The organism is Paenibacillus sp. FSL R5-0912 (assembly GCF_000758605.1).
Lineage (GTDB): Bacteria > Bacillota > Bacilli > Paenibacillales > Paenibacillaceae > Paenibacillus_AQ.
Genome location: NZ_CP009282.1, coordinates 1009195 through 1028103 on the forward strand (window position 1 = coordinate 1009195; position 18909 = coordinate 1028103).

An 18909-nucleotide genomic window follows, 5' to 3' on the forward strand; every position below is an offset into this window, starting at 1 on the left:
ATATCAGTACAGGCCCGACTATAGGAAAAGAGGAAACGGATGCCTACTATACTTGTTGCAGACGACGATGCGAACATCCGCGAACTCGTCTGCCTATTTCTGCGTAACGACGGATACACAACAGCTGAAGCTGCAGACGGCAAAGAGGCACTGGCCGTCTACGCCTCCATGCAGATTGATCTTGTCATACTGGATATTATGATGCCGGTGATGGACGGCTGGACGTTATGCAAGGAGCTCAGAAGAGCCAATCCCGAGCTTCCGCTGCTGATGCTGACAGCCAGAGGCGAGACCTGGGAGAAGGTGAAAGGGTTCGAGCTGGGCACGGATGATTACCTGACCAAGCCGTTTGATCCGCTGGAGCTGACAGTCCGCGTCAGGGCGCTGCTCAAACGGTACCGGATTGGCAGCGCGCAGATGATACGGTTCGGCAACACTACTCTTGACCGGCAGACCTATAAGGTGATCAGCGGTACAGAATCTATGTCTCTGCCGCTCAAAGAATTCGAACTGCTGTATAAGCTTGCCGGAACGCCGGGACAAGTCTATACGCGTGAGCAGCTGATCGATCAGATCTGGGGAATAGATTATCCCGGGGATGACAGGACGGTAGATGTGCATATCAAGCGGCTACGGGAACGGTTTGCGGCCACACCTGATTTTCGCATTGAGACTGTGCGCGGGCTGGGCTACCGGCTTGAGGTTACCGAATGATCAAATCCTTATATACCCGCGTAGTCCTGACCTTCCTGGTCTCCGTAATCGGGGGGACGGTCATCTCCTTTTTTATGGCCACTTGGCTATTCCGGGATAAATTGAACGAGAATATGCAAATCCCTTTGCTGCACTTCGGGAAGGACATCGTCCGGATCTACGACACCTTTCCGCTGGCAGAAGCGGATGCGTTCGTACGCGGAATAAACCAGCTCTCATCCTACCATATCCGTATTTATGAAGAGACAGGCCAGTTTCAGACTTACGGGGAGCTTAACGGAAATAAGCCGGCTAGAGTGACTATGGAGCAAGTGAGGCAAGTATTGGCCGGGGACATTGTTCAAGTCAATCCGAGCAGGGTATCCACTATTCTTCTGGGGCTGCCGCTCCCAACGGATGCAGGAACGAAAGCGCTGTTTGTAGAATCCACCGGTCCCCCGTCCACCCCTTTTTTGCTGAAATGGCTTCTGAACTTTTCGCTCTATTCGCTAGGATCAGGAAGTCTTGTGATTCTGGTGGCTGCTATGTTCCTCGTCCGGCCGATCAAAAAGCTGACCACTGCAACCCGCCGGATCGCAGCCGGAGATTTCAATGTGAAGCTGAATATTAAGCAGAAGGGTGAGCTTGGTGCTTTGGCGCGCAGCTTCGAAGAGATGATGCGTGATCTGCAGCAGCTGGAGCAGATGCGCAGGGAATTCGTCACCAATGTATCGCATGAAGTTCAGTCACCGCTGACCTCCATATCCGGGTATGCGCTGGCGCTTAAGCAGATGAATATCCCGGAGGGCGAGCGGAACCGTTATCTGGATATTATCATCAGCGAAGCGGAGCGGATGTCCAAGATGAGCGACAGTCTGCTGAAGCTCAGTCTGCTTGAATCGCAGTCACAGCAGCTCCAGCTCACCACGTTCAGCCTGGATGAACAAATCAGACGGGTAATCGTGGCACTCCAGCCGCAATGGTCGGCCCGCAGTATTAGCTTCGAGCTTCATCTGAAGGCCGTCCGGTTGACGGCTGACCATGATCAATTCAATCAGGTGTGGACGAATCTGCTGGGGAACAGCATCAAATTCTCCAGGGATGGCGGCGTGATCAGCGTCAGCCTCAGACAAGACAGCAAGAATGTAACGATAAGGATTTCAGACACGGGCATTGGGATCTCGCCAGAGGATCAGAAGCGGATCTTCGAACGATTCTTCAAGGCCGACCGTTCCCGCAGCCGCCAGTATAACGGAAGCGGTATGGGACTGGCCATCGTTAAGCAAATCGTCTTGCTCCATCAAGGCGATATCCGGGTGGAGAGTGAGCCGGGGCGGGGTGCGAGCTTCATTGTCACCCTGCCGGTCGCTGCACCGGCGGATTAGTCTCTTCTGCTGCGGCATACAGCTCAAGGCTCCTGCTTGGGCAGAGAGCCGCAGCATTTTTCCAATTGCAGCTGTTCATATTCCGTTCATATTGCCGTCACGGGGAGTACATCTTCATTGTGTAAGCTTACCTTATTGGTTCGTAAGGATCTTATCAAACGATGAGGACAGGTGCATGTATAATGAAAAAATGGCTTAGGGTTACGCTTAAATCTATTGCGGCAATAATGATCGCCATAGTGCTTTTCTTAGCCGTTGTGTTTGTAGTGAATATCATCAGCAGCAAATCGGAGCTGGGGAAAATTGAGTCTTACGGCCAGCTGGTGCCTGTAGACGGCAAAAAGATGAATGTACTGATTCAAGGGACGGGCGAGGAAACTGTGGTGTTGCTGCCTGGTTATGGCACGGGCGCTCCGGCACTGGATTTCAAACCGCTGATCGATGAGTTGTCTCCGTTCTACACGGTGGTGGCGGTTGAGCCGTTCGGCTATGGATTAAGTGATAGAACCGATAAGGAACGGACTAACGATAATATTGCAAGTGAAATTCATGAGGCATTGCAGCAGCTGGGTATTAACCGTTATACGCTGATGGGGCATTCCATTGCCGGTATATACGGGCTGGATTATGTGAACAAGTATACAGATGAAGTGACTGCTTTTGTAGGAATCGACAGCAGTGTGCCGACACAAGGGGGCATGGATGCTGAAATGCCAGTCGGAATGTTCAAATTCCTCGACAAATCAGGTCTGATGAGATTGCTCAAGAAAGTAGGCGGTGATCCCTATGCCGGCCTGCCGTTTGATGATCATATCAAGCAGCAGATGAACATGATCTCGAATAAAAACTCCAGCAACGACACTACCATGAATGAAATGAAACATTTCAATGATAACTTTACAGCGGCTCAGGCTTTGACATTCCCTAAAGAGCTCCCGCTGCTCCTCTTCATACAAGCCAATAATACTGATGTTGAGGGCTGGCAGACGCTGCATGAAGGGCAGTTGAAGGATTCTGCGCATGGCAAACTGATCCCGCTTGAAGGGGAGCATTACTTACACCATACCCTGTCTAAAGAGATCGTTCAGGATTACAAAGCGTTCATGGAACAGGTTAAATAATAGAAGCTTTGCGCTATATTCTGGTAAACAGAAACAGCGGCAGCCCGGGACAAGGGGTCCTGGGTTGCCGCTTTTTTGTGGCTTCAATATCATGAAAAGTCTGAAGCCCATGCTCCTGTAACAATTGGTGTAATTCCACCAGCTTATTAATCAATCCCTCTGCAACACGTACGATATTGCCCCTTGAGAAAATATACTTGGTGAAAGTAGCTTGTTCTGTACCCCAAATGACTGTTTCTTTCTTATACAAAACATCAATATAAAATCCTCCGCAACCAAAAATACCACACGAGCAGGTATACATAGGGATTCTCCCTTGACGGGTAAGGGATTCGAAGAACTCAGTGACTACAAATACTTCACCCTCGTCTTCATTTAGCCTTAGTCCATTTACATATAGAGATATAGTTGAAGTAACTACCGGAGCTAATACCCGTTTCTGCTTAGAGATATTCGTATATTTCTTGGATATATCAACCAACATTTCAAAATTCAGGGTGTCTAGACTGTTATCCTCAGAAGCAGCCATATATCATTACCACCTTTAGTTGGAGGTCTGAGCGGACTGAGATTCCCTTATTTCACCAAAAAAACTCATAATAAGGCTGAAACGGACTCAGTCCGAATTACCCGCAATTTGCCGAGATCTTCCTCAATAGGGGAATCTCAGTCCGCTCCAGAGCTGGATGAGCCATGAGGACCCGCCGAAGTTCCAGTTGAGGAATGGTAAGCTCCATACGCAGCCGCTAAGCAGCAACCGTGGACGGGGGGAATCATGTCCTGGTTTGCTGCTGTTATTTTTGAACCCATAACTGCATGATTAATGTTCGCTGGTGTTCATTAGACTTTGCAGACGCGCAGCTGTTTCGGCAGTAGCTGTATAAATCATGATCTTCAGATCCGGATGGCCCTGAGGCTGCAGGGTCACATGTTCAAACTCCAGCTCTCCGATGCCCGGCGCATTCCACTGTTTGTGGCAGTCCGTTACAACCTGAACATCATGCAGCGGCCATTTCTCGCGGAACAGCGGGCTGCTCTGCATAAATTCTCCGATAAGCTCCTTGAGCCTCGGGTCATTAGGGAAATGTGCGTAATCGGCACGAAAGCGTGCAACGAGGACCTCTGCTTTACTCTCCCAGTCCTCCAGATTCAATCTCCGCTTCCCGGTCGTCAACAGCAGTCTCATCCAGTTGGGACGCTCCTGCTTACCCTCTGAGAATGAAGGGAAGCCGAACACTAACTCCGCTGCCTGATTCCATAACAGCAAATCCCAGCTTCTCCCGATTACGAAGGCCGGATTGGGCTCCAGGGCCTTGATCATCCGTTCCAGGCCTGTATTCAGTTGCTGATCTTCTACGGCCTGCTGCTGCACCGGTCTGGCAAGAAGATGAAGATGGTGACGTTCATCCTCCGTTAGCCGCAGCGCGCCTGCTATGTTATTCAGTACATCCTCTGAAGGATGGATACTTCTACCCTGCTCCAGAGAGGTGTACCATGAGGTTCCGATATGGGCAAGCTGGGCCACTTCTTCCCTGCGGAGACCCGGAGTCCGCCGTCTTCCATAAGATACTAACCCGACATCTTCAAGAGTCAGACGTTCCCGGCGCGAACGCAGAAATTCTCCTAACGGCATCCTGGAAGGAATCTCTTCCATGTTGAACTCCTCCTTATCCTGACAGTGGTAGTCCTACGATAAACGCAGGAAGGATGCTACTGCCGCATTCTATTATACTGCCAGTATAGCATCTATACACTTAGGAGGATTTGAACAATGAACATCTTTGTCACAGGAGCCACCGGTAAAGTAGGAAGCCGTTTTGTTCCGCGTCTGCTGCAGCGCGGTCATCACGTTAAGCTGTTGATTAGGGATGCTGCCAAGGCAGATTGGCTTAAGCAGCTGGGGGCTGAGATTGTAGAAGGCGAGCTTCTGCAGCCGGACCATTATGTGGAGGCTCTCCGGGGGATTGATGTTGTGTTTCATCTGGCAGCTCAGTTCCGCGGGGTAGACGAGAACACCACCTGGATATCCAATTTCGATGGCAGCATCGCTCTGGCCAAGGCAGTACTGGAGGCAGGGGTGCCAAGGTTTGTTTTTGCGAGCACCAATAATGTCTATGGCTCCGGAAGTAACGCGGGACCCAGTCAGGAGGATGACGAGCTGAAGCCGGCGTTTGCTTATCCGCAGTCCAAAGCCAAGGCTGAGGCAGCGCTGCTGCAGCTTCATCATGAACATGGATTAGGCTTGCGCATTGTAAGGCTGCCTTTTGTCTATGGTGAGCGGGACCCGCATATCACAGAATTTCTCCCGCTCGTAGGCAACTGGAATCCGGCGAAAAGAATGCATATGGCGCACCATGCAGATGTGGGTCAGGCCCTGCTGCTCGCAGCCTCCGCAGATGGGATAGATGGCCGGATCTACAACGTCGGCGACGATGCACCGATCTCCATTGCGGAGCTGCTGAAGCTGCATCATTTGGAAATTCCCCCGGCAGCCCAGCAGCAGGAATTCAATCCATGGGAGGGAGTCATCGATACCACCCGGATCAGGGATGAACTACATTACCGGCCGATTTTCCCGTCCTTCTATACGGCGAGGGATGCAGGTGCACTTTAAATTGGATTTATCTTCTCCCGGCAATCTGGTATACAATATACAATAGTAATGCATTTTCTTGACCGCAGGCTTCTCTTCAGAAGCTTGCGGTTTGTTGTATGAACAGTTTTTCATGATTCAACCGCAGCCAGCAGGGCTATTGTATAGAGATCGTTATTACATAGGGAGGCAGGCAAATGCTGAAATCATTGCAGGCTATTGAAACATACCGTGAAGAAGGAAGACTCCCCGGTGAAGGATGTCTGTGGCTGGAATATATCGCTCAGGCCGAGCAGACGATTGTGAACCTCGAACGGGTGGAATCGCTGGGGGAACTGGAGCAGCAGAGTCCGGTGCTGGATTATGTAGAGCGGAGCCTGCGTGTACTGGACAGTCTGCCGCTATCCTACTGGATCAGGGAATTGGCTGAAGAGACGCTGATCTGGTCGGAGACTGCCAAGGGGGGTACGATCCGGCAGCGCAGGAGCTGGCAGAAGGACGGCATTAATATATTTGTGCATAATATCGGTTCGGCACAGCTGTACTGGCGTTGTGGAGAGGATGACCGGGAGGACGCTGCCTCTGCGGATAAGCGGCTGATCGTGCACCGGCTGATCGAAACCCACGGGCTGATCGGGCAGCAGATCCGCGGCGAGGTTCCGCCTTCGGTCAATCTTCCATTATCCGGACTGGTGGAGCAGGGGCTGCTGACCGCAGATGAGCTGGAGCGGCTGCTGTTCGCGCTGAATCACTGCATAATCTCAGCTGTAGCCCCGGAGCTGTGGCAGGAGGTTCGTCCTCAGGTGATGGAGCTGATTGCCGTAATCTCCTCGGGTAATCTGCATGCTGAAGTGCCGATGAAGGAGCGTCTGCGGAGAATGCGCTCCGGATCTATCGCGCAGGGTGAGGATTATGAGACGGAGTGGAGCAGTCTTGTGCAGGAGGGCTTCAATCCTGCTGTACTGGAGCCGCTGCAGCCTGTCACCTTCTGGTATGTGGAATCTGCACTGCAGACCTTCTCGCTGGAGCAGTTCCTCAAAGTAGTAAGCCTCTCGGCTAGCAGTGATTTGTCCGCTCTCCACCATATCAGCTTCGAAGCGGTGATGAACAGCATTTATTATGACTACAAGGGCAGCAAGAAGATCAACGTGTACAAGAAAAGGATCATTGAGAAATACTTGTCTGAGCTGGATTGGACAGAGATCTATAGCGGGGAGCAGCCTTCGGTCAATCCGCATCTGTTGCACCGGCTGCTGCGGAAGGAGCATTTGCCTGATACGCTGTTCTTCCATTTCGAATTCTCCCCGGCGGCTGAGAAGCTGATTGAATTCTGCACCGAGGCCGAGAAGTCGGCGCTGTATGAACGGGCGGTGCTGCTGCTGTTCGACCTGTTCGATCTGCGCCGGGATGCGTTCGACCGCTTCCATAACGAGGATACGTACTTAAGCCAGATGAATGATACGGCGGATTATAAGGCGGTCATTCTGGATTACGTCACCGGCCGCAAGGTGCTGGACATCGGGCCGGGCGGCGGGGTGCTGCTGGATCTGATTGAGCAGCGGATGCCGGATGTGATTCCGGTCGGCATCGATATCTCCAGCAATGTTATTGAAGCATTGCGGCAGCGCAAGCAGCGGGAAGACCGCCGCTGGGAGGTGCTGCAGGGCGATGCGCTGAACCTGAAGGATTACGTGGAGGCGGGCACGGTCGACACGGTGATTTTCTCCTCCATCCTGCATGAGCTGTATTCTTATGTGCCGCTGGATGGGAAGAAGTTCAATCACGGGACGGTTGCTGCAGCGCTAACCAGCGCCTTCGGTGTGCTGGCGGACGGCGGAGTCATTATTGTCCGCGACGGTATTATGAGTGAGCCGGAGGATCAGCAGCGAAGAGTGCGGTTTCTGGAGGATGACGGAATGGCGTGGCTGGAGCGGTATGCGAAGGATTTTGCCGGCCGGAGTATCCGGTATGAGCAGCTTGGCGGTCAGGAGGTCCTTATGCCGGTGAATGATGCGATGGAATTCCTGTACACGTATACGTGGGGGGAAGAAGCCTACATCCATGAAGTACAGGAGCAGTTTGGATACTTCACCCCTTCGCAGTATGCTGCGTTCATTGAGCAGACGCTTGGTGATCAGGCGAAGATTGAAGTCTTCCGCCATTACCTGCAGGAAGGGTATACGGAGGCGCTGCAGGATCGGGTCGTGGTGATGGATGAGAGCGGGCAGGCGGTCGCACTGCCGGACAGCACCTGCTTCATTGTAATCCGTAAGGCAGGCTGAAGCCGGGCTTGAGTGGAACATAAAAAGGGGCATTACCGCAGCCGTGTCCGGCCTGGTAATGCCCTTTTTTCAATCGGTATTTGCCGGCATATAATGGGAAAGCATCGCGTTGCGGACCATACTAGAAGAGAATGATCCTGTCCGGCTACTTAAGCGTGATGATCAGGGTGCTGATTTTACCGCCCTGCACCGTGAACTCATGTCTGAACAGCTGCGGAGCGGGAACGCGATTCTTGTTAAATTCCCCTTCCATCTCTGCTGTCACAGCGATGGCTTCTCCGGATTCTTCGATTTCCATGATCGTGTAGCGGACCTTGGCAGAGAACAGCTCTGCTTCCCCCCAAGCCTGTATAGCCTCCCTGCCCGCAATCTCTTTACCGTTATCCTTAACGCTGGCGCCGGGAGTGAACAAATCAATAAAGGCTTCAGGCTGATAGTGGTTGATGGCATTGTAATACTCCTGTACCTCACTCGGCAAGGTAACATGTTGATTCATGGATATCTGCCTCCTGTAAGTAGAGTAGCGGAAGCGGCATGGCTCCACCCTTACACGTAACTTAAACGTATCCGGGCATCCGTAAGCAGATTGGAGGGTGAATAGAGAGATGAGCGATCCTATCGAACCCGCTGACCTCACGTCCCCACGCGATACGTATAGATATTCTCGAAGAATAATTTTTTGAAATCATCCGCTTTGATGAAAAAATGCAACAAACCGGACAAGTCCCATTCCATCCCGATCTGATCATCAGAATCAGCCTGGAATAATAGAATCTCATCGCTGGGATGACCTCCGTATTGCAGTGCTGTCATATGGCCCAGGAAACGGAATCCGATTCCACGGTCGTAAGTAATCAGTAATTTCGGTCTGAATTCCAGGGAATAGCGGTTCAAGTCCGTTTCGTTGTTCATCAGATGGTTGGCTTCCAGATAATCTGAATCGGGAATCGTTAATTCAAGCTTTTTTTCGAGCAGCGCGGATCTGAATAATTGATCTTCCGATAATGTCATCGGTGGCTCCATTCGAACCAATTCTGTAGTTTCAGGGGAGTAATATACAACATTATTATTCTTCTTGTCTGAATCATAGTCATCGCTGTTATACCACACCTCATAATCATACTCGTAGAAAAAGTAGAGAATTCCGGTAGCCGGATACCCCGGGTTAACCAAATTCATAGGGAACTCTTCAAGATTGATTTGAGCGACAAACGACATGGGATGGTTCTTCCACGAAGGCCATTGAAAGGAAGAGGGCATATCAGGATGTCCCCCGATTTTGCTGGCGCCAAGCTTGATTTCCGTTTCATCTGTCATTTTAGGAACCATGTAGAATCCGGGCAGAATGTGATGTTTCAATGTATCCCAATACTTATCAAGACCTGCTTCTCCCAGCATCAAGCGGATCTCACCCATGGAAGGGTCTGTGATTTGATCAGATGCCAGCGGGTGCTTGTATATGGAGGTATCATTGCTGCCTGCTGCATCACCTGTTATTAAGAAGCGGAGCAGTAGTATAAACGCTATTATTATCTTAAATGTATTCAAAGTTTCTCCCGCCCTTCTAAATTGCTATTCTACACGGGCCGGTTAAATTTGTCAGTTCGAAATTATTCCATTGATCTTATGGATAAAGCTGGCCCTGACCGGCTACCGGCATAGCATCCTTGCGGAATTCGGAAGGCGAGCAGTTCATCGCTTTGCGGAAGACTTTGATGAAGTAGCTGACGTTGTCGAAGCCGACATCCATGGCGATATCGGAGATTTTGCGGTCACTCTGCTGCAGCAGGGCTGCGGCTTGGCGGATCCGGTAGGAGTTGATATAATCGACGGGCGTCTTGCGGGTCATGCTTTTGAAGAACCGGCAGAACTGCCCCTCACTCATCGGAATCAGCTCTGACAGATCGCGGGTGCGGATCGGCTCCTGATAATTGTCCTGGATATAGAGGATGACTTTCTTCAGCCGGTCGATCTTCGTGGTATCCACGCCTGCCGACTGGCTGTAGTTCACCGAACGTCCCGGCGGCGCAATCTGAGAGAGCATGATGAGCAAAGTTCCTTTCATAAAGGATTCGAATCCGGGCATTTTATTATCATATGCCTCCATCATCCGCTCCAGGTGCAGCAGAAGCTCCCCTTGCCAAGGGACGGAGGAGGTGATGTGACGCGGAAAGCTCTGGCGTTTCTCCTGAAGCGGCAGAATTACAGTCTGCTGTATCGTATCATATTGGGCGCTGGCCAGGAGATCGGGGTGAAAGACAAGTGCACAGAACCGGCAGGGAGTGTCCTTAACCGCGTAGGCGGCATGAATATCACCGGATTCAATAAACACGGCTTCGCCGGGGCGGAGCGTGAAATAATCCGTATCCACCTGAAAGAGAATCTCGCCTTCAAGCAGCAGGAAGAACTCCGCTTCCTCATGCCAGTGGGTATCCAGGACAGGGGCTCCGGCCGGGAGCTCTATCCAATAGGCGGCCAAGGGAAACATAACATCCCCGTGTTCACGGTCTTCTTTGAGCAATCGCTGCGATGTGCGGTCCATTATAGCCCTCCTTGAGAGAAGAATATCAAAATAGTGTTATAAATAAGCTATATTTTATTAGTTTTGTGATTTTGTTATCGTTATAATGCAACTATAAACACCAAATTGAAGGGTGGCAAGTGCACACATGAAATTTACAGACGGCCTTTGGCTGGTTCGCGACGGAATTACAATCAATGGTGCAGTTCAGAACTATGCGGTGGAAAAAACTGCAGAAGGTCTGACAGCAATTACGCAGACAACTCCGATTACAGGACGTTCGGCAACACTGAACTCTACACTGCTCACCGTAAAATTCCATTCCCCGCTTCCGGGTGTGGTTGGGATTAAGATTATTCATAATGACGGCGTTATCGACCGTGGTCCTTCCTTTGAATTGACTAAGGGAACAGGCGATCATGTTCAAATCGAAGAAACCGAAGCACAGACCGTGCTGATCAGCGGCGGACTCCGCGTGGTCATCAACAAGGGAACTCACTGGTCGGTAGACTTCTACCGCGGCGACGAGCGCATTACAGGCAGCGGTTACAAATCGATGGCCTATATCACGGATCAGGACGGTAACACGTTCATGCGCGAAGAGCTGGATATCGGTATCGGCGAATTCGTGTATGGTCTGGGCGAACGCTTCACTGCTTTTGTGAAGAACGGCCAGGTGGTTGACCTCTGGAACAAGGATGGCGGTACCAGCTCCGAGCAGGCCTACAAGAACGTTCCGTTCTATGTAACCAGCAAAGGCTACGGCGTATTCGTGAACCAGCCTGAATTGGTTTCTTATGAAATCGCTTCTGAGAAGGTGAAAAAAGCCCAATTCAGCGTAGCTGGAGAGAGCCTGGAATACTTCGTTATTGAAGGACCGACTATTAAAGAAGTTATTACTAAATATACTTCCCTGACCGGCAAGCCTGCGCTGCCACCGGCATGGACCTTCGGCCTGTGGCTGACGACTTCGTTCACTACAGACTACGATGAAGCTACGGTTAACTCCTTCGTAGAAGGCATGGCAGAGCGCGACCTGCCGCTGCATGTGTTCCACTTCGACTGCTTCTGGATGCGCGAATACCAATGGACCGATTTCCAGTGGGATTCCCGTGTGTTCCCGGACCCTGTGGGCATGCTGAAACGCCTGCATGACAAGGGGCTTAAGATCTGCGTCTGGATCAACTCGTATATCGGACAGCGATCACCGCTGTTTGAAGAAGGCAAGAAGAACGGCTATCTGCTCAAAAAAGCCACCGGCGATGTTTACCAGACAGATCTGTGGCAAGCGGGCATGGGCCTCGTGGACTTCACGAACCCTGCGGCTTGTGAATGGTATGCAGGTTACTTGCGCGGCCTGGTGGACATGGGTGTAGACAGCTTCAAGACCGACTTCGGCGAGCGTATTCCTACGGATGTTGTCTACTTCGACGGCTCCGATCCGCAGAAAATGCATAACTACTACACTCAGCTGTACAACAAAGTTGTCTTTGAAGTACTGGAAGAGAAGCTTGGCAAAAATGAAGCGGCAGTCTTCGCACGTTCGGCAACCGCCGGCGGGCAGCAGTTCCCGGTTCACTGGGGCGGCGACTGCTACGCAGATTACGAGTCCATGGCAGAAAGCCTGCGCGGCGGCCTGTCGCTCGGCCTCTCCGGCTTCGGCTTCTGGAGCCATGATATCGGCGGCTTCGAGAACACCGCTCCGGCGCATGTCTTCAAGCGCTGGCTGGCCTTCGGCCTGCTCTCCAGCCACAGCCGTCTGCACGGCAGCACCTCGTACCGTGTGCCTTGGGCTTACGATGATGAAGCCGTGGACGTTACCCGCTTCTTCACGAAGCTCAAATGCAGCCTGATGCCTTACCTGTATGATGTAGCCGGACAGGCGCATGAGCAGGGCTGGGCTTCGATGCGGGCGATGGTGATGGAATTCCCGGAAGATCCGACCTGCGAAGTGCTGGACCGCCAGTACATGCTGGGTGATTCTCTGCTCGTGGCTCCAATCTTCCAGGAGAACGGCGAAGTGAAATACTATCTGCCGGCCGGACGCTGGACGCATCTCTTGAACGGTGAAACCGTAGAGGGCGGATCATGGCGCAAGGAGAAGCATGACTTCTTCAGCCTGCCGCTGTTCGTACGTCAGAACTCCCTGCTTGCAGTAGGCAGCGAGGACAGCCGTCCGGATTATGATTTCGCTGAAGGCGTGAAGTTTGGTCTGTACTCCCTTGAGGATGGCAAGGCAACAACTGCAACTGTACGCGATATCAACGGCGCTCCTGAGCTGAAGGTAGAAGCTGCACGCAGCGGCAACACCGTAACTGTAACTGCTGAAGGCAGCGGCAAAGCATTCACATTTGCTGTGAAGGATCTTGGCGCTATCGCTTCCGTAGAAGGTGCGGAGCAGGCAGATGAAACTACAGTGAAGGTAAACGCCGGAGCTACATCCGTATCGTTCACCATTACGCTGAAATAAGCTTATACCGCCTCATACTCAAGCTCTCTGATGACGGGGGACATTCGTCCCCGGTGTATCAGGGAGTTTTTTGAGGATTGAACAACGGTTACGGTATTTGAGGCTATTGGAACTTCTCAAGCTGTTCTTGCCGCGCAAATCCTGCACGAAATACAACATTTTCCTCATATTATCAATCCTAATCCAGAATTGTTGTATAAAAGGCAGCATTTCGCCTTCTCCCGGCTGCTTTGCGGGGGAATTCATGTATTTCGTACAACAAATTCTCTCAAATTGCCTATTATTCAGGCATAGAAGTAGAATGTACAACATTATCGCCTTTTCCATTCATTACAGGTGTGCTGAGAACTGGATAATCCAATTTCTGTAAGAAACGATAGGAGAATAGAATGCTATGAACAATAAAGTGAATACAGGAGTGCTAAGCCAGCCGGAATTCACTTCAGCCACAGCGCTGTCCGCAGCCGCCAATCATATTATGAACTCGCCGGAGCCGTTCACCCATACATACCGGACCTATATCCGCCTGCGGGAGAATGGAAGCCTGACGCTGAAGTTCTGGCACAGCAATGCTGTGGATTCGACATGGGACATGGGGGCGGAGTCTACAGCGAGTGAACCGGGCGGGGAGTGGAGCATCGAAGCGGCATATATGGCTGATGGCGGAGCCGATCCGGATGGCACTGTCGTGCCTGGTTCGCAGGTTCCGTTTACCTTCGCAGGCGAGGCCTCCCGGCTGGTGAAGCCGGGCGAGAAGTTCTGGAGCGATGAAGCCCGGCTGGATCTGCCGGAAGGGCACTATCTGGCCTTTACCTGGACCCTTAAGGCGGATGCCGGCAAGTCGGTTCCCTTCAACGTGGAGGGTATGCTGGTCTCCGGCTACGACGCGCCGGGCAATCTGGCTGCGCAGGAAACCGCAGATGCTTTCAGCGTATCGGATAAGCTGCAGGTATTGCCAAGCTTCCTCGGGTATAAAAAGGAAGTAGCGAAGAAGCTGGTATTCCTCGGGGATTCGATTACACAGGGAGTGCGGACTGCCAAGGATGAATACGCCTTCTGGACGGCAAGAATAGCTGAAGGATTGGGGGCGGAGTACGGGCTGTGGAATATAGGCTCCGGCTGGGGCCGGGCCTATGATGTGGCCACGGATGGCGCCTGGCTGCACAAAGCCTTGCAGGGAGATGAGGTGCTGATTGTGCTTGGCGTTAACGATCTGGATATCGGGCAACGTTCGGCTGAGGAACTGCTGGAGGATCTTACGCATATCATCGCCAAGATCAAGTCAGCGCGCCAAGGCGCTTCCGTCATTCTCAGTACCGTGCCGCCGTTCAACTTCGAAGGTGACCGCGAAACGGCCTGGCGCAGTGTCAATGAAAGCATCCTTACGAACCCTCCGGCTGGTGTGAACCGTGTGTTCGACATCGCTGCGGTGCTGTCCGTGCCGGCTCCGGCAGATCACAGAATCAAGCCGGAGTATATGAGCGACGAGTTTGATCCGCATCCGAACGGCCATGCCGGTAAGGCGGTAGCGGAAGCGTTTTTGGCTTGGTACGCTTAAGAAGCATAAAGAACCCCTTGAACCGGCTAGGCATACTATGTAGTACATTAACAGAAGGGTAGTGTGCCTGTAGTGGGAATGCAAGCGGGAGTACAAGTGCAGCCAAAAGTGCTGTATCAGGCAGATCAGAATTATATTCAAAGTATGAAGTCGATCAGACATCACATGCACCATGTATGCAGACAACATGCAAACCAGATTGTCCAGGTGCAGACGATTGACGGTCAAGTCGTTACAGGGAGAATTCTCGGCTGTGACAGGGGATTGTTTTACCTGGGGGTACAGAATCATCATGGAGCAGGACGCGCCTTCTTCGGAAGCAGTGAAGAAGCCATCCTGACCCTGGTACTGTACGAATTGCTGGTTATAGTTTTATTGTCCTAACTTGAATTGGCTGTCTCATAAGCTGTTATAGGCTAATGGATGGGCGGTATTCAAGGCAAAGGCTATCCCAAGCGGCCATATGATGGCTTTTAGGATAGCCTCTTTTTTGCGTTCACCGGGTTAGAATGTTTTGAGAATAATCACCAGTAGAATATAGAGTACTAAAATTGTAGTGGTAGAAGTGAAAAGTCCGCCGACATTTGCGCAACCGCTCATCGCCTTACCTCCTTCGCAAGTTCATCTTTCAGAACCATGATATGCACTTTCGGCCATCATGGTATAGACAATTGACCAAGAGAACTGCAATGAGTTCTGGCATCCATTCTGTTATGGGGAAACTTGTACACGGTAATCCTTCGGTGAGCAGCCGACCTGTTTCTTGAATACCTTGCTGAAATATTTGACGTCGTGGAAGCCGACCATCTCCGAGATCTGCACCAGCTTCAGGTTTGGATTCTGCATGAGCAGCTTGGCTTTCTCGATCCGGACGTTGACGATATAGTCAGAGAAGTTGATGCCGTATTCCTGTTTGAACTTGCGCGAGACGTACTCGCGGCTGACATAGAATTTGCCGGCAACCTCCTGCAGGGAGAGATCGGACGGGTAGTTCTGCTCGATATACTTAATAATCTCCGTCATCGGATTCCGCTCTTTAATCTGTCTGGCCGAGAGTATCTGAGACAGGCGCTGCATCAGCGCGAAGGACCAGTCACGCCAGGCGAACAGGGAGAAGGAGTAGCCGCTTGGCAGCGGAGACGGGTGCTGGAGGTCCTCCTGCTCAAGCTCAGCCAGCACGCTGTCGGCCAGGCTTCCCAGTGCTTCCCGGACCAGCCGGGAGCGGAACAGCAGTGCGTCCGCTTTCCATGAGTTCAGCATCTGCGGGGTAACCACACCGCGGCGGCTGAGTTCATGGGTCCAATGCTGTGCAGCCGCGGACATTGTTTCGGGAGTGCCGCTGATTACAGCCATCCGCCAATCGTCCTGGACATCAGCGAAATTCAGCGGCGCTTCGGCATCGGCACTGCTGCGCACCTGGCTGCCTGCCGGGAAGCCGCCTTCTCCTGCAACCGGAGCAAAGTGACAATAATCCTCATGTCTTAGCAGATTCCTCCGGAGCAGGGCTTCGGCGGCTTCTGTGCGCTGCGCCGGCAGCTGTCCGGGGAAGTGGCCTGCGGTGCTGATGCCGAAATGCATACGGAACTGCAGGGTATGGTAGATTCCCTGATTGATCCGGCTGATCAGCTCGACTACAGATTCCCGGCCATCCCAGAGAATGATGGCAATCTCCGGGGGGCCGCCCCAATACCGGAAGGCGATTCCGTTATTCTGCTGCTGCAGAAATTCATTACAGATGTTCACAATGGCGTAGTACAGCAGTTCGCTGTCCCCCCCGAACCGTTTGAGCAGCGGATTGTTGCCGCTGTCCGTCTGCACAAGAATCAGCCGCGAGGTCTTGGCACTCTGCGGCATGATGCCGTCCCCAATAAGCCTGCGCAGCGAGGCTTCGGCATTAACCTTATCGTCAATCAATGCGGAGAGCAGCTTCTCTCCGTAGATTGGCTTAATCTCATTCAGCCGGAGGCTCTGACGCTGGCGGTGGCTGCGCTCCGCTTCTTCGGAACGCCAGGCGGCAACCGCCTTGGACACCGCGTTGTTAATCATATCTGCTTCAATCGGCTTAAGAATATAATCTATTCCGCCGTGGCGTACGGTCTGGCGTACGAAATCGAAATCATTATGCCCGCTGACGACAATGAATTTGGTGTTGCCGGCGAATTCATCTACCCAGGTCATCAGCTCAACACCGTTCCCCGATTCCATCATCATATCCATAACCACCAGCGCCGGCTTCTCCTTGCGGATCAGCTGGATGGCTTCATTGCCGTTCCCCGCTTCGAGAATCTCATCAATCTGATGGGCATCCCAGTCCACCAGCAGCCGGACCGCCTTCCGGACTCTTGCTTCATCATCCACTATAAGCGCCTTCATATCCGTTCACTCTCCACTAATATATCAATTTCCAGCCGGATGATTACCCCGCCGGCCTTAAGATTATCCACTGTCAGCATGGCATTATCCCCACACACCAGCCGCAGCCGTGCCAGCACATTCACGAGGCCGATGCCGGCGCCGGGCGCATCGCGTTTGCTGTAACCGTCCTTGTTGTCCGTATGACTCAGATTAACAGGCTCAACGGCTCTGGGCTGCTCCAGCTCCTTGCGCAGCGCCTCCAGCCGGGTGGCCGGAATGGTCAGACCGTTGTTCTGAATGCTGATTTCCATCCGTCCGGAGGTAAGGGGGGCTGCGGTAATCTCGATGAATCCGTCCGTACGGTCCAGATTGAAACCGTGCTTGAAGTAATTCTCCACTATGGGCTGAAGGATCATCTTGGGCATCAGCGCCTGCAGCAGCGATTCTTCCATATCGTAGCGGAAACTGAACTTATTTTCAAAACGTTCCTTCTGCAGCTCAATATAAGCTTTGACATGCTCCAGCTCATTTTGGATCGTCACAATCTTCTCATCATTGTACATGCTGTAGCGCATCATCTTGGCCAGTGCCGAGAGCAGCCCGTAGATCTGCGGCACCTTCAGCTCCAGAGCGAGTGTACCGATAATCTGAAGAGTGTTGTTCATGAAATGCGGATTGATCTGCGATTGCAGTGCCCTCAGCTCATTGGTTTTGTTCGACAGCTCCAGCCTGTACTCCCGCAGAATCAGATTGTTAATCGTATCCATCATGCTGCGGAAATGCTCCGTGACCACTCCGATCTCATCCTTGCCCGCCGGCCGGATATCAATCTCCAGATTGCCGGTCTGCACCTGGTTCATATACCGGGTCAGCTGCTTGATCGGCGCGGTAATCCGGAAGGAGACCAGAACGGTCAGGATAATGATCGTGATGAGCAGCAGCACCAGCAGCAGCATATTGATCCGGGCCGCTTCAAGCGCTTCACGGAACAGATAGGAGACAGGGATCTGCTTCACCAGAGTCCAGTGGAGACCCGCGCCTTCGATTCTCTGATATATAAAGACGGCGCCGCTCTCTTCGAAATAACCCTGCGAGTCACTCTTATCCGCAATCTGGCTGTTATACCAGTCCGCATTCAGCGGTTTGCCAAGCGTGGTGCTGTCATTACTGTATACGAGCGTGCCGCTGTCATCCACCAGATAGAGGTTCTCCTGATCCTGCTCGTACAGCTGGTCCATAATATCGGCAAGTGCGCTCAGCCTGACATCAATCGATAAGAATCCTAGCGCTTCTGTAGATGGGATGCGTTCAATTCTGCGGTGCAGCGTAAAGACCGGCTCCGGAACGAACTGTATGATAGGCAGCTTCAGCCCGTAGGCGTTACTGATATGAGTGCCCTGTACTTTAACCGGGGAGCTTCCCGTAAGGTTGGATTCCTGGTAAGGCATATTCCCCAGCCACCGCTTGGGTGTTGTATTATCGGTTATCAATGTAGCCTTGCCGTCTTTGACGCCGTATAAGTACACCTGTGAGATGTTGGGCTGGGAAGTAGAGATGTAACTGAGCGAATTATAAATTGCAATATCAGAAGACAGATCATCATAACCGGCTTCAAGCAGGCGGTAAAAATCGGAGTCGGCGTATACGCTCAGCGACAGCCGGTTGATCTCCTGAATGAGGCTGCTGATATTTTTGTAGCCCTGGTACAGCAGATTCTTATTCTCATCGACAGCCCGGGTTCTTAATGAGTTTGTTGTATAAGAGTAGTTAATGAACATTGTAGCCATAATACAGATTAGTGTGGGCAGGAGTAAAAAAACAATCAGTTTGGTGCGGATACTGTTCCACTTCATGGGGCCTTGTCACATCCGATCAATATTTTACACCCTAAAGATCACCTGCGTAGGTGTAAGGAGTTCTGCAAAAAACAG

At 51.9% G+C, this 18909-nt stretch carries 16 protein-coding genes; 8 read left to right on the forward strand and 8 right to left on the reverse strand.

The annotated features are described in order from the left end of the window. The first annotated feature begins 39 nt into the window (after window positions 1–39). The 3 genes from R50912_RS04355 to R50912_RS04365 all read left to right on the forward strand — a co-directional run bounded on the left by R50912_RS04355 (window position 40) and on the right by R50912_RS04365 (window position 3199). The gene (locus R50912_RS04355; RefSeq protein ID WP_042232697.1) at window positions 40–714 is read left to right on the forward strand and encodes a response regulator transcription factor; all 675 of its coding nucleotides are present in this window, start codon (window positions 40–42) and stop codon (window positions 712–714) included. Next, entirely contained in the window at window positions 711–2078 is a 1368-nt protein-coding gene (locus R50912_RS04360) for a sensor histidine kinase (protein WP_042232701.1), read from the forward strand. The genes R50912_RS04355 and R50912_RS04360 overlap by 4 nt, the downstream gene beginning before the upstream one ends. 182 nt (window positions 2079–2260) lie before the next feature. After that, complete coding sequence (locus R50912_RS04365; protein ID WP_442950500.1) at window positions 2261–3199, forward strand: alpha/beta fold hydrolase; 939 nt, start codon at window positions 2261–2263, stop codon at window positions 3197–3199. Window positions 3200–3212: 13 nt separating this feature from the next. Here R50912_RS04365 and R50912_RS04370 read toward each other — a convergent pair whose 3' ends face one another. Further along, the gene (locus R50912_RS04370) at window positions 3213–3728 is read right to left on the reverse strand and encodes a hypothetical protein (protein WP_052415980.1); all 516 of its coding nucleotides are present in this window, start codon (window positions 3726–3728) and stop codon (window positions 3213–3215) included. A 291-nt stretch (window positions 3729–4019) separates the two neighbouring features. Then, window positions 4020–4853 carry a helix-turn-helix transcriptional regulator gene (locus R50912_RS04375; RefSeq protein ID WP_042232705.1) on the reverse strand — a complete coding sequence of 278 codons (834 nt, stop codon included), beginning with the start codon at window positions 4851–4853 and terminating at the stop codon, window positions 4020–4022. Window positions 4854–4970: 117 nt separating this feature from the next. Between R50912_RS04375 and R50912_RS04380 the strand changes: the two genes are divergently transcribed. After that, entirely contained in the window at window positions 4971–5813 is an 843-nt protein-coding gene (locus R50912_RS04380) for an NAD-dependent epimerase/dehydratase family protein (protein ID WP_042232707.1), read from the forward strand. A gap of 176 nt (window positions 5814–5989) precedes the next feature. After that, window positions 5990–8074 (forward strand): class I SAM-dependent methyltransferase, encoded by a 2085-nt coding sequence (locus R50912_RS04385; RefSeq protein ID WP_042232708.1) that lies wholly within the window; start codon window positions 5990–5992, stop codon window positions 8072–8074. 145 nt (window positions 8075–8219) lie between these two features. Here the strand turns inward: R50912_RS04385 and R50912_RS04390 are convergent, their stop codons facing one another. From R50912_RS04390 to R50912_RS04400, 3 genes are all read right to left on the reverse strand, one after another. Beyond that, entirely contained in the window at window positions 8220–8570 is a 351-nt protein-coding gene (locus R50912_RS04390) for a nuclear transport factor 2 family protein (protein ID WP_042232710.1), read from the reverse strand. 137 nt (window positions 8571–8707) lie between these two features. After that, a complete protein-coding gene (locus R50912_RS04395; RefSeq protein WP_042232711.1) occupies window positions 8708–9622 on the reverse strand; it encodes a YwqG family protein in 915 nt (304 codons plus the stop codon). Between the two features lie 76 nt (window positions 9623–9698). Further along, the gene (locus tag R50912_RS04400; protein WP_042232712.1) at window positions 9699–10616 is read right to left on the reverse strand and encodes an AraC family transcriptional regulator; all 918 of its coding nucleotides are present in this window, start codon (window positions 10614–10616) and stop codon (window positions 9699–9701) included. Window positions 10617–10743: 127 nt separating this feature from the next. Between R50912_RS04400 and yicI the strand changes: the two genes are divergently transcribed. The 3 genes from yicI to R50912_RS04420 all read left to right on the forward strand — a co-directional run bounded on the left by yicI (window position 10744) and on the right by R50912_RS04420 (window position 15007). Next, window positions 10744–13065 carry an alpha-xylosidase gene (yicI, locus tag R50912_RS04405; protein ID WP_042232714.1) on the forward strand — a complete coding sequence of 774 codons (2322 nt, stop codon included), beginning with the start codon at window positions 10744–10746 and terminating at the stop codon, window positions 13063–13065. 394 nt (window positions 13066–13459) lie between these two features. After that, on the forward strand, window positions 13460–14623 hold the full coding sequence (locus tag R50912_RS04415) for an SGNH/GDSL hydrolase family protein (RefSeq protein WP_042232717.1): 1164 nt from the start codon (window positions 13460–13462) through the stop codon (window positions 14621–14623). A gap of 96 nt (window positions 14624–14719) precedes the next feature. Next, window positions 14720–15007: a hypothetical protein gene (locus R50912_RS04420; RefSeq protein ID WP_231637770.1), complete on the forward strand. Its 288-nt coding sequence runs from the start codon at window positions 14720–14722 to the stop codon at window positions 15005–15007. Between the two features lie 120 nt (window positions 15008–15127). Here the strand turns inward: R50912_RS04420 and R50912_RS35800 are convergent, their stop codons facing one another. The 3 genes from R50912_RS35800 to R50912_RS04430 form a co-directional block, all read right to left on the reverse strand. Then, window positions 15128–15223, reverse strand: coding sequence for a YjcZ family sporulation protein (locus R50912_RS35800; RefSeq protein ID WP_206744043.1), 96 nt, complete (start codon window positions 15221–15223; stop codon window positions 15128–15130). A gap of 111 nt (window positions 15224–15334) precedes the next feature. Continuing rightward, complete coding sequence (locus R50912_RS04425; protein WP_042232719.1) at window positions 15335–16996, reverse strand: helix-turn-helix domain-containing protein; 1662 nt, start codon at window positions 16994–16996, stop codon at window positions 15335–15337. Continuing rightward, the gene (locus tag R50912_RS04430) at window positions 16993–18831 is read right to left on the reverse strand and encodes a cache domain-containing sensor histidine kinase (protein WP_042232721.1); all 1839 of its coding nucleotides are present in this window, start codon (window positions 18829–18831) and stop codon (window positions 16993–16995) included. Before R50912_RS04430 ends, R50912_RS04425 begins: the two co-directional genes overlap by 4 nt. Window positions 18832–18909: the final 78 nt, after the last annotated feature.

Bases quoted from the DNA above. Each gene is read 5' to 3' on its own strand.
- R50912_RS04355 (WP_042232697.1), top strand. From the start codon at position 40: ATGCCTACTATACTTGTTGCAGACGACGATGCGAACATCCGCGAACTC.
- R50912_RS04360 (WP_042232701.1), top strand. From the start codon at position 711: ATGATCAAATCCTTATATACCCGCGTAGTCCTGACCTTCCTGGTCTCC.
- R50912_RS04365 (WP_442950500.1), top strand. From the start codon at position 2,261: ATGAAAAAATGGCTTAGGGTTACGCTTAAATCTATTGCGGCAATAATG.
- R50912_RS04370 (WP_052415980.1), bottom strand. From the start codon at position 3,728: ATGGCTGCTTCTGAGGATAACAGTCTAGACACCCTGAATTTTGAAATG.
- R50912_RS04375 (WP_042232705.1), bottom strand. From the start codon at position 4,853: ATGGAAGAGATTCCTTCCAGGATGCCGTTAGGAGAATTTCTGCGTTCG.
- R50912_RS04380 (WP_042232707.1), top strand. From the start codon at position 4,971: ATGAACATCTTTGTCACAGGAGCCACCGGTAAAGTAGGAAGCCGTTTT.
- R50912_RS04385 (WP_042232708.1), top strand. From the start codon at position 5,990: ATGCTGAAATCATTGCAGGCTATTGAAACATACCGTGAAGAAGGAAGA.
- R50912_RS04390 (WP_042232710.1), bottom strand. From the start codon at position 8,570: ATGAATCAACATGTTACCTTGCCGAGTGAGGTACAGGAGTATTACAAT.
- R50912_RS04400 (WP_042232712.1), bottom strand. From the start codon at position 10,616: ATGGACCGCACATCGCAGCGATTGCTCAAAGAAGACCGTGAACACGGG.
- yicI (WP_042232714.1), top strand. From the start codon at position 10,744: ATGAAATTTACAGACGGCCTTTGGCTGGTTCGCGACGGAATTACAATC.
- R50912_RS04415 (WP_042232717.1), top strand. From the start codon at position 13,460: ATGAACAATAAAGTGAATACAGGAGTGCTAAGCCAGCCGGAATTCACT.
- R50912_RS35800 (WP_206744043.1), bottom strand. From the start codon at position 15,223: ATGAGCGGTTGCGCAAATGTCGGCGGACTTTTCACTTCTACCACTACA.
- R50912_RS04425 (WP_042232719.1), bottom strand. From the start codon at position 16,996: ATGAAGGCGCTTATAGTGGATGATGAAGCAAGAGTCCGGAAGGCGGTC.
- R50912_RS04430 (WP_042232721.1), bottom strand. From the start codon at position 18,831: ATGAAGTGGAACAGTATCCGCACCAAACTGATTGTTTTTTTACTCCTG.